The 11038-nt window shown below is 72.7% G+C and carries 6 protein-coding genes and 1 riboswitch; of the genes, 3 read left to right on the top strand and 3 right to left on the bottom strand.

Going from position 1 to position 11038, the window contains the following annotated elements:
* The first annotated feature begins 120 nt into the window (after positions 1–120).
* Together ABZ873_RS32655 and ABZ873_RS32660 are read left to right on the top strand one after the other, a co-directional pair.
* Positions 121–1272: an XdhC/CoxI family protein gene (locus ABZ873_RS32655; RefSeq protein ID WP_360879991.1), complete on the top strand. Its 1152-nt coding sequence runs from the start codon at positions 121–123 to the stop codon at positions 1270–1272.
* A 99-nt stretch (positions 1273–1371) separates the two neighbouring features.
* Complete coding sequence (locus ABZ873_RS32660; protein ID WP_360879994.1) at positions 1372–2604, top strand: GNAT family N-acetyltransferase; 1233 nt, start codon at positions 1372–1374, stop codon at positions 2602–2604.
* Between the two features lie 130 nt (positions 2605–2734).
* On the opposite strand, the gene ABZ873_RS32665 is transcribed toward ABZ873_RS32660, so the two are convergent.
* Positions 2735–4951: a germacradienol/geosmin synthase gene (locus ABZ873_RS32665; RefSeq protein ID WP_360879997.1), complete on the bottom strand. Its 2217-nt coding sequence runs from the start codon at positions 4949–4951 to the stop codon at positions 2735–2737.
* Between the two features lie 161 nt (positions 4952–5112).
* On the bottom strand, positions 5113–5835 hold the full coding sequence (locus ABZ873_RS32670) for a GntR family transcriptional regulator (RefSeq protein WP_360880000.1): 723 nt from the start codon (positions 5833–5835) through the stop codon (positions 5113–5115).
* 156 nt (positions 5836–5991) lie between these two features.
* Between ABZ873_RS32670 and ABZ873_RS32675 the strand changes: the two genes are divergently transcribed.
* Positions 5992–6189, top strand: a complete 198-nt coding sequence (locus tag ABZ873_RS32675) for a hypothetical protein (RefSeq protein ID WP_360880003.1) — start codon at positions 5992–5994, stop codon at positions 6187–6189.
* Between the two features lie 825 nt (positions 6190–7014).
* Here the strand turns inward: ABZ873_RS32675 and cobN are convergent.
* Positions 7015–10659 (bottom strand): cobaltochelatase subunit CobN, encoded by a 3645-nt coding sequence (gene cobN, locus ABZ873_RS32680; RefSeq protein ID WP_360880006.1) that lies wholly within the window; start codon positions 10657–10659, stop codon positions 7015–7017.
* Between the two features lie 52 nt (positions 10660–10711).
* A riboswitch (cobalamin riboswitch) is annotated at positions 10712–10792 on the bottom strand.
* Positions 10793–11038 lie beyond the last annotated feature (246 nt).

Raw genomic sequence — 11038 nt, forward strand, 5'->3', positions numbered from 1 at the left:
CGGCACCCCGCCGCGGAACCGGCCCTCCGCTCCCCGCCGCGGACCGGCCCTCCGGACCGTGCGGAACCCAAAGCTCCATTTATCCGATACTGGATACCAACCTCTCCGAGGAGGCCCCCCATGCTGGACATCGCCGACGAGCTGAACCGGTGGGTCGAGCAGGGACGTGACTTCGCCGTCGCCACCGTCGTGGCCGTCGGCGGCAGCGCGCCCCGCCAGCCCGGGGCCGCCCTCGCCGTCGACCGCGAGGGCACGGCCATCGGCTCGGTCTCCGGCGGCTGCGTGGAGGGCGCGGTGTACGAGCTGTGCCGGCAGGCCCTGGAGGACGGCGAGACCGTCCGCGAGCGCTTCGGCTACAGCGACGACGACGCCTTCGCCGTGGGCCTGACCTGCGGCGGGATCATCGACATCCTGGTCACCCCGGTCCCCGTGGGCTCGCCCGCCCGCACGGTCTTCGAGGCCGCGCTGGCCGCCGCCGCCCACGGCGAGGCCGCCGCGCTGGCCCGGATCGCGGAGGGCCCGCGGGAGCTGATGGGCCGCGCCGTGTTCGTCCGTACCGAGGGAGCCCACCAGGGCGGCTTCGGCGGACATCCCGAGCTGGACCGCACCGTGGCCGCCGAGGCCCGCGCCCTGCTGGACGCCGGGCGGACCGGCGTACTGGAGATCGGCGCGGACGGCAGGCTCTGCGGGGAGCCGCTGAAGGTGCTGGTCGAGTCCAGCGTGCCGCCCCCGCGGATGATCGTCTTCGGGGCCATCGACTTCGCGTCCGCCCTGGTGCGGATCGGCAAATTCCTCGGCTACCGGGTGACCGTCTGCGACGCCCGGCCCGTCTTCGCCACGCGGAACCGTTTCCCCGACGCCGACGAGATCGTCGTCGACTGGCCGCACCGCTACCTGGAGAGCACCGAGGTGGACGGCCGGACCGTGCTGTGCGTGCTCACCCACGACGCCAAGTTCGACGTGCCGCTCCTCGAAGCCGCCCTGCGGCTGCCCGTCGCCTACGTCGGCGCCATGGGCTCCCGCCGTACCCACGAGGACCGCAACAAGAGGCTCCGCGAGGTCGGCGTGACCGAGCTGGAGCTGGCCCGGCTGCGCTCCCCGATCGGCCTGGACCTCGGCGCGCGCTCCCCGGAGGAGACCGCCCTGTCCATCGCCGCCGAGATCGTCGCGAACCGCCGCGGCGGCAGCGGGGCCGCCCTCACGGGCGCGCACATCCCGATCCACCCGGACCTCTCCCGCGCGGTGGCGGGGCGGATCGGCTCCGTCGCTTGAAGGGGTGACGGCCGCGGCTGAGCGCAGACTCCCGGGCTGTTGTACGGCAGCGGCCCAAATGGAGCGACTGGTCCGCGATGACCGATTAGTCTCGCGATCATGGTGGACATCCGCGGCGTACCCGCGACCGACATCGACCGCGCGCTGGAGCTCGCGTACCTGGTCTTCCACGACCGGCCCGAGGAGGAGGCGCGCGAGCGGCATCACACGACGCTGACCCGCTGCGAGCGCATCGGCGCCTACGACGGCGGGGACCTGGTCGGGTTCATGGCCGCGCACGACTTCCGGCTCTCCGTGCCCGGCGGCGACCTGCCCTGCCCCGGGCTCACCTACGTCGGTGTCGCCCCCACCCACCGCCGGCGCGGCGTCCTCACCGGGCTGATGAGCGAGATGCTGCGCCGCGCCGAGGCCGGCCGCCTGCCGCTCGCCGCGCTCTGGGCCTCCGAGGCCCTGATCTACGGCCGCTTCGGCTTCGGCGCCGCCACCACCGGCGCCACCATCGAGATCGACTCCACCCGCCCGCTCGCCCTGCGCATCGCGCCGGACCGGCGCCCGCTGCGGCTCGTCGGCCCCGAGGAGGCCGTCGGGCTGATCGGCCCCTACCACGAGGCCGCCCGCGCCGCCCGGCCCGGCCGCCCCACCCGCGACCCCGAGCGCTGGCGCGAGGAATGGCTCACCGAGCAGGACGAGGACGACGAGGACCTGAGTCCGCCGCGGATCATCGTCCTGGGCGAGCCGGGCGAGCCCATCGCCGGATACGTGCTCTACCGCACCAAGCCCGGGGACGACAGCGGGCCCGTCCGCACCCCCGGCCTGGTGCGGGTCGACGAGCTGGAGGCGGACGGCCCCGCGGTCGCCGCCGCCCTGTGGGAGTGCGTGGCCGCCCTCGACCTCACCGGCCGGGTCCGCGCCTGGGGCCGCCCGGTGGACGACCCGCTGCTGCACTTCGCCGCCGACCGCGACCAGGTCCGTGTCACCGCCCAGTTCCCGGCGCTCTGGCTGCGGCTGGTCGACGTGGGCGCGGCGCTGACCGCGCGGTCCTGGGCCGCGCCGGTGGATCTGGTGCTGGAGGTGGGCGACGCCCGGCTGCCCGCGAACGCCGGGCGCTTCCGGCTGGAGGCGGGGCCGGGCGGGGCCTCGTACAAGCCCGCCGAGGGCGCCGCCGACCTGGAGCTCGACGTACGCGAGCTGGCCGCCTGCTACCTCGGCGGGACCCGGGTCACCGCACTCGTCGCCGCCGGTCTCGTACGGGAGCACGCGCCCGGGGCCGCGGCGGCCCTGGACGCGGCGCTGCGTACTCCCGTACTGCCGCATACAGGCGACGAGTTCTGACCGGCGGCTCGGTGCGGGGCAGGCGGGTCGCGGGCCGGGCCCGGTGGGGGCCGGGCCCGCGGTGGGTCAGGCTCGCGGTGGGTCAGGCCCGCTGTGCGTCAGGCCCGCGGTGGGTCAGGCGCGCGGTGGGTCAGGCGGGGAGGGTGAGGCGGGCGGCGGACATGCCGAAGCCGGGGGTCCGTACCGCCGTGGCCAGGGCGTCCGGGATCGCGGTCAGGTCCTCGGGACGGTAACGGCGAGTCTTCTCATGCCAGTTGAGGATGCCGGCATGCCAGTCCCGCAGCTCGTCCACGTACGCGTCCAGGGCCGTGCGGGCCTCCGGGCCGAGCTTCCAGTCCTCGTAGAGCAGCGGCAGCTGGTTCGCCACGATGTGCTCGAACTCCTCGGTGCGCTGCGTCATCAGGGAGTGGCAGATGTGCAGGGCCTGCGGGTAGTCGATGCCGAAGAAGGTGCGGGTGACGAGGACATGGTTGTGGACCTCGCCCTCGACCTCCACCTCCTTCTGGTAGGAGTAGAGGTCGTTGATCAGGCAGGCGGCGTCGGAGACGGCGTTTTCCAGGGACCGCAGGGTGCCGGAGTTGTAGATCTCCTCCGGGATGCCGCGCCCCTGGTGCCCCAGCCGGCACAGGTACATCGTGAGGTGGCTGCCGAAGGTGCGGCGGCGCATCTCCGCGTAGTCCACCGGGTCCGGGACGCGGTTGCGGACCGTGTTGTCCACCTCCCACACCCAGCTCTCCAGCATCTCCACCAGCGTGGTCCGGAACTCGGCGCGCTGCGCCGCGGACATGCCGGCGGCGGTACGCGCCCACAGGTCGGCGAGCCCGCGCTCCATGGCCGTCGCGGGCTCCGGGCGCTCGTCGGGGTCGAGCGGGATCATGGCGATCAGGCGCGCGGTGACCGCCTTGGCCCCCGCGAGGTCGCCGCCGCGCCCGAAGACCGCCGGGTAGTAGTCGTCCCCGTACGTGCCCCAGGTCAGCCAGCAGGCGTTCAGCGCGAGTTCGTCCGGGGTGGCGTCCGGGTCGAGCCCCGCGGAGCAGAGCGCGAAGTCGAAGCCGCGCAGCCGGGCCTCGGTCCAGATGGCGGAGCCGGGGTCGCCCGGCTGCGGATCCAGCAGGCCGGTGCGGCGCGCCCAGGCCACGGACGCCTCGCGGGCGTGGGCCAGGTGGGGGCTGAGGCGGAGCGGGTGCGGCATGTAGACGTCGGGGACGACGGAGGGGCCGGTGCGCTCGAAGGGGACGTGGGAGAAGGAGCGGGCCCGCAGCTCCATGGAGCGGCGGGTGAACACCGAGCCGATGTCGAGGGCGGTGGTGCCGAGGCCGGAGGGCAGGAAGGGCAGGGCCGGCCGGGAGGTGGCCCGTACCTCCTTGTTCATGTAGCGGCTGGAGACCATGTGCCATTCGTGGCCGCCGGACTGCCAGTCCTGGAGGCCCTTGGTGTAGGCGAGGACGGCGGCGGTCTCGGCCGGGTCGAGGGCGTGGTCGGCGATGAGCTGGGGGAGTTCGCAGAGCGCGGTCTGCTCGAACTGCTGGAGGCGGGAGGTGAGCAGGTCGTTGGAGACCTCCGCGGCCTCTTGGGTACCGCATCCGAGGAAGGTCTCCAACACGAGCACGGCATTGGAGAGTTCGCCTTCGTGGGCGACCTCGCGCTCGTAGGAGAAGAGGTCGTTCCTGATGTGGACGGCGTCGGAGAAGGCGTCCCGCAGCACGCCGAGCGGCCGCGCGTGCGCGACGCGCGCGGGGACCTCGGCGCTGACGTACTCGACGAGCCCGGCCGACCAGGGGGCGCCGCCCACCTTGCGGCGCATCTCGATGTATTCGAGGGGATTGGCGATCCGCCCGATGCCGATGTTGGCCAGCTCCCACATGGACTCGTCGAGGAGGTTCTTGGTGGAGAGCGAGAACCGTTCCCGCCAGTCGGCGGACATGGCGGGCACGGTCCGCCGCCACAGATCGGCGAGCCCGGCCTCCACGGGGTTGGTGGGCTCGGGGAAGCCGTCGGCGAGGTCCATGGGCATGAAGGCGGCGAGCCGGTCGAGGTAGGCGCGGGCGCCGTCGCGGTCCTGGGAGCGCTTGAAGGTCTCCAGGAAGTGGTCGTCGAAGAAGAACACCCAGACGTACCAGTCGGTGACGAGCGCCAGGGCCTCGCTGTCGCAGTCGGGGTGCGTGTACGCGCAGAGCAGCGCGTAGTCGTGCGAGTCGAGGTCGCTCTCCTCCCAGACGCCGGACCCCTCCAGCATCCCGAATCCCCGCGCCCACCGCTTGGTGTGGGCCCTCGCGTGTTCGAGGTGGGGGTTGAGTCGCGCCGGATACGGCACGTAGAACTCCGGCAGTTGGAACGGCTGCGTCACGGCGTCGTCGACCCTTCGTCGAAGCTGGGCGGAAGCCGGCGACCCCGACCCCCGCACGACACCAGCAGCCCCACCGCCCCCCTGCCGGCCGCACGCCGAAATTTCACCGCATCAGGTGACGGGGGTTTGGTTGGCCGAGAGGGTCGCGCGGCGCGGTGTGATCAGGGCTGGTATTCGTAGCCGATCGTGAACCGGGGCGGGAGGCACCATTCGCCGTACTCGATGACGCCTTCCTCGTCCGACCAGCGGTGGGCGCCCGCCAGGATCGGGGAGCCGACCGGCAGGCCGAGCGCGCTGGCCTCGCGGGCGTCGGCGGGGCGGGCGTGCATGTCGTCGCGGGCGTGGGTGATCGTACGGCCGGTGGCCTCCAGCACCCGGGCGGACAGCCCGTGGTTGCGGCCCGGCGCGGTGTTCAGCAGGTCGGGGACCAGGGCGGCGAACGGGGCCGGGTACCAGCTCACCGCGAACACCGTCCGCGTCTTGCCCCGGCCGGCCAGCCACTCGCGCCGCACCACCTGGTCGCCGGAATCGAGATCGAAGATCTCGGCCACGTACAGCGGCGGGACGACCAGTTCGGCGGCCGTCACGCGGCTCGTCTCCCCCTCGGCCAGGAAGGACTTCACGCGCTGGACCCTGGCCAGCCGGTCCCGTGCCGACAGGGTCCACCTCGGATCATCGGCGACGAAGGTACCCCTGGGGGTGGTGCGGATGAAGTTCTCCACCTGCAGGGCTTGCAGAGCCCGGGACACGGTGGCGGCCGCGGCCTGCCACTGCCCGGCGATCTCCCGGTTGGTCGGCAACTTGGCGCCCGGCGCGAGCTCGCCCGACAGGATGCGCTCGCGGAAGTGATCAGCGATCTTCGTGAACGTCTTGGGACTGGGCATGAGGCGTGCCTCTCCAGTGAATTGACGTGCGGTCAGTGAGGGCACACTAGTGCACTGCGAACCGTAGCGGGAGTGCTTCGGCCACTCGAATACTGAACTAGAGCACTGACCTGTCAAGGGGTCTGTGCTGTGATGTTCGAAAGGTGGCGATGCGTAGTGACGGAGCCGACGAGGTACTCGACCCCGCCGGTCGAACTTCCCTTGCGCCTGGAACTGGAGCCGACACCCGTCGAGGGCTGCGCGGGCTGCGCCGAACTGGTCGACGTGCGGGAGCGGGCCCGTGCCGTCCGCGATATGACCACCGTCAGCGACTGCAACGTCTACATGCGATGCCACCCCGAGGGACATCAGTGAGCCCGCGCGCCGCCTACCGGCACGTCCCCGAGGGGGGGCGTCACCTACGAGACGTTCTGCGTCACGGCAGGCTGCGATGCGGAGTCCGGCCCGCAGGAAGAACAGGGGGCGGCACAGGACTGGGCCCTTCGCCACAGCGGGTGCAGCGGCCATGACCTCTTCCGACGCCTGGTGACCGACCATGCCAGGGTCGCCCGGGGCGAGCAGACGAATGCAGGAGCCTGGTCATGACGTGCTGGGTCGCGAGGTACCAGGCGTGGGGGTGATGTGAGCGGTCCATGAAGAGGATTCCTGAGGGGGATCCCAGTTCACTTTGACGGCGGTGTCGTGAAAGTCGCGCGCGAGTTCCTTCACCATTCGGGCCGCTGCGGCTTGTGCGGATGGTAGGCCGGTGTCGACCGGCACGTTCAGACGCCCGCAGAGCATGCCGCCTTCCACGGTGAGAACACTGTGGCGCCGGCCTTCCGGCGTCGCCAACAGCACTATTCCCTTGGGGAGGCCCCAGTCGGGCCGCTTCTTCTTCTCTCTCCTGTGTCTCACCACCGAGTGGGCAGCGGCCTGTGATCGGCTGGAAGCGGATCTACGGGCTCGCGGGGCCGAGGTCGAACGGTGGTCCGAGCGGGTGGGCGTCGAACTCAGGGCTGAGGTGCCGAGCGCGACGCCCGACCGGTGGGTCGTCGGTGAGGTGTCGGCGGCAGTCGGGCGGAGCAGGGATATCCCACTGCGTTCGCCGCGGTGAGGTTTTCGCACCCAGGTATGTAGTGCCCAGGCCCGTTCCCCTCGCCCGAATCGAGGGCGAGGGGGACGGGGCCGTCGACGGTGGGGTTACTCCGCTTCGCCCTCCAGGTTGCCCTCCGTGGTCAGGTAGATCTCGCGGAGGGATTCCAGGGTTTGCGGGTTCGGGTTCTGCCACATGCCTCGGGATTCCGCCTCCAGGAGGCGTTCCGCGATGCCGTGGAGGGCCCAGGGGTTGGCTTCCTCCAGGAAGGCGCGGTTTTCCGGGTCCAGGACGTAGGTTTCCGTCAGCTTGTCGTACATCCAGTCCGCCACCACGCCCGTCGTGGCGTCGTAGCCGAAGAGGTAGTCGACCGTCGCCGCCAGTTCGAAGGCGCCCTTGTAGCCGTGGCGGCGCATCGCCTCGATCCACTTCGGGTTGACCACGCGGGCGCGGAAGACGCGGGAGGTCTCCTCCACCAGGGTGCGGGTCTTGACCGTCTCCGGGCGGGTCGAGTCGCCGATGTACGCCTCGGGGGCCGTGCCGCGCAGGGCGCGGACGGTCGCGACCATGCCGCCGTGGTACTGGAAGTAGTCGTCGGAGTCGGCGATGTCGTGCTCGCGCGTGTCCGTGTTCTTCGCGGCCACCGTGATGCGCTTGTACGCCGTCTCCATCTCGTCCCGCGCCGGGCGCCCCTCCAGCCCGCGGCCGTACGCGTAGCCGCCCCACACCGTGTAGACCTCCGCGAGGTCGGCGTCCGTACGCCAGTCGCGGGAGTCGATCAGCTGGAGGATGCCCGCCCCGTACGTGCCCGGGCGCGAGCCGAAGATACGGGTGGTGGCGCGGCGCTCGTCGCCGTGGACGGCCAGGTCGGCCTGGGCGTGGGCGCGGACGTAGTTCTCCGACTCGGGCTCCTCCAGGGCCGCCGCGAGCCGCACCGCGTCGTCCAGCAGGCCGATGACGTGCGGGAACGCATCGCGGAAGAAGCCCGAGATGCGCAGCGTCACGTCGATGCGCGGACGGCCCAGCTCCACCAGCGGGATCGCCTCCAGGCCGGTGACGCGGCGCGACGCCTCGTCCCACACCGGGCGGACACCCAGCAGGGCCAGGGCCTCGGCGACGTCGTCGCCCGCCGTGCGCATCGCGCTCGTACCCCACAGCGACAGGCCCACCGAGGCCGGCCACTCGCCGTCGTGGTCCTCGCGGTAGCGGGTCAGCAGGGACTCGGCCAGCGCCTGGCCCGTCTCCCACGCCAGGCGCGAGGGCACCGCCTTCGGGTCCACCGAGTAGAAGTTCCGGCCCGTCGGCAGGACGTTGACCAGGCCGCGCAGCGGCGAACCGGACGGGCCCGCCGGGATGAAACGGCCGTCCAGGGCGGCGACCACGTGCGCGATCTCGTCCGTGGTGCCGGCCAGGCGCGGCACGACCTCGTTCGCGGCGAAGGTCAGTACCGCCGCCACGTCCGGGTTGTGCTCCGCCGCGACCCCCGCGACCGCCGCCGGGTCCCAGCCGGCGTCCTCCATCGCCTGGACCAGGCCGCGCGCCGTCTCCTCGACGGTGTCCGCCGACGTACGGGTGGCCTTGGACTCGTCCAGGCCCAGGGCCTCGCGCAGCCCGGGCAGGGCCGCCGTACCGCCCCAGATCTGCCGGGCGCGCAGGATCGCGAGCACCAGGTTGACCCGGGCCTCACCCGTCGGCGCGCCGCCCAGTACGTGCAGGCCGTCGCGGATCTGCGCGTCCTTGACCTCGCACAGCCAGCCGTCGACGTGCAGCAGGAAGTCGTCAAAGCCGTCGTCGTCGGGGCGCTCCGCCAGACCGAGGTCGTGGTCGAGCTTGGCCGCCTGGATCAGGGTCCAGATCTGCGCGCGGATCGCCGGGAGCTTCGCCGGGTCCATCGCGGAGATCTGCGCGTACTCGTCGAGGTGCTGCTCCAGCCGCGCGATGTCGCCGTACGACTCCGCGCGCGCCATCGGCGGCACCAGGTGATCGACGAGGGTGGCGTGCACACGGCGCTTGGCCTGCGTGCCCTCGCCCGGGTCGTTGACCAGGAAGGGGTAGATCAGCGGCAGGTCGCCGAGGGCGGCGTCCGGGGCGCAGGCCGCGGACAGGCCCGCGTTCTTGCCCGGCAGCCACTCCAGGTTCCCGTGCTTGCCCAGGTGGATCATCGCGTCGGCGCCGAAGCCGCCGTCCTCCGCGCGCGCCTGGATCCACCGGTACGCGGCCAGGTAGTGGTGCGACGGCGGCAGGTCCGGGTCGTGGTAGATCGCGATCGGGTTCTCGCCGAAGCCGCGCGGCGGCTGGATCAGGATGAGCAGGTTCCCGCGGCGCAGGGCCGCCAGGACGATGTCGCCCTCCGGGTTCGCGGAGCGGTCCACGAACATGTTGCCGGGCGCCTCGCCCCAGTGCTCCTCGACGCTCTCGCGCAGCTCGGCGGGGAGCTCGGCGTACCAGCGCTTGTAGTCGGCGGCCGGGATGCGGACCGGGTTGCGGGCCAGCTGCTCCTCGGTCAGCCAGTCCTGGTCGTGGCCGCCGGCCTCGATCAGGGCGCGGATCAGCTCGTCGCCGTCGCCCGAGACCAGGCCGGGGATGCCCTCGGTGGGCCCGAAGTCGTAGCCGCCGGCGATCAGGGTGCGCAGCAGCTCCACGGCGCTGGCGGGGGTGTCGAGACCGACGGCGTTGCCGATGCGGGAGTGCTTGGTGGGGTACGCGGAGAGGACCAGCGCGACCTTCTTGTCCCGGCGCTCGATGTGGCGCAGCCGGGCATGGCGTACGGCGGTCCCCGCGACCCGGGCGGCCCGCTCGGGGTCGGCCACGTAGGCGGGCAGGCCGTCCTCGTCGAACTCCTTGAAGGAGAACGGGACGGTGATCAGACGGCCGTCGAACTCGGGTACGGCGACCTGCGTGGCGGCGTCCAGCGGGGACAGGCCCTCGTCGTTCTCCTCCCAGGCGGAGCGCGAACCGGTCAGGCACAGGGCCTGCAGGATCGGTACGCCGAGGTTGGCGAGCGCGCCGGCGTCCCAGGACTCGTCGTCGCCGCCCGCGGAGGCGGTCGCGGGCTTGGTGCCGCCCGCGGCGAGCACGGTGGTGATGATCGCGTCGGCGGAGCCGAGGACCTGGAGGAGCTCGGGCTCCGGGGTGCGGAGGGAGGAGACGAAGAGGGGGACGGGGCGGGCGCCGTGCGCCTCTATCGCGTCGCAGAGGGTGTGGATGAAGGCGGTGTTCCCGCTCATCTGGTGGGCGCGGTAGTAGAGGACCGCTACCTCGGGGGTGGGGGTGTTCGGGGCTTCCGGTGCGGTGGTGTGCGGCGCCGGGCGGTCCAGGGGGCCCCAGGTGGGGGCGGCGGCGGGGGGCTCGAAGCCGTGGCCGGTGAGCAGGACGGTGTCGGACAGGAACCGGGCCAGCTGGGCGAGGTTGGCCGGGCCGCCGTGCGCGAGGTAGGCGTGCGCCTCGGCCGCGATGCCGATGGGGACGGTGGACGCCTCCATCAGCTGGGCGTCGGGGGCCTGTTCGCCGGTCAGGACCACGACCGGGCGGGTCTGGCCGGGGGCGAGCAGCAGGTCGAGGCCGTCCTGCCAGGCGCGGAGGCCGCCGAGGAGGCGTACGACGACCAGGTCGGCGCCGTCGAGCAGGGCGGGGAGGTCGTCGAGGGGAAGGCGGGAGGGGTTGGCGAACCGGTACGGGACGGGGGCGTCCGGCGTGTTCGCCGCGCGGGCGCTGAGCAGATCGGTGTCGGACGTCGACAGCAGCAGGATCATGCGGCGGCAGCCTTCCTCGGGGTTTCCGCGCCCCGGGCAGTGAGGACAGCGGGAGTTCCTGACTCGCCCGGCGGGGGTGTGGCTGCCGGGCTCACAGTGGCGGGACCGCGCCGGAATCGCACCGGGCTTCCTCCCATGTCGCCGTCCTCGGCGGTGGCGGACCGTGTGGGCCGCCGGGAGGTCATCTTAGGGGGCGGGGTGGGGAGGGGGTTGCCCCGCCTGGGGCTGGTGGCTGTGCAGGTGGGGGTGCGGGGCGGTGTGCGCGGGGCTCTGCCCCGGACCCCGCGCCTCAAACGCCGGCGGGGCTGGATTTGGGCCGACGGGGCTGGGACCTGGGAGGGGCCGGATTTGGGTGGCGGTGCGGGCCCGTGTGCGCGGG

This window comes from Streptomyces sp. NPDC047014 (genome assembly GCF_040644195.1).
In the GTDB taxonomy this organism is placed as follows: Bacteria; Actinomycetota; Actinomycetes; order Streptomycetales; family Streptomycetaceae; genus Streptomyces.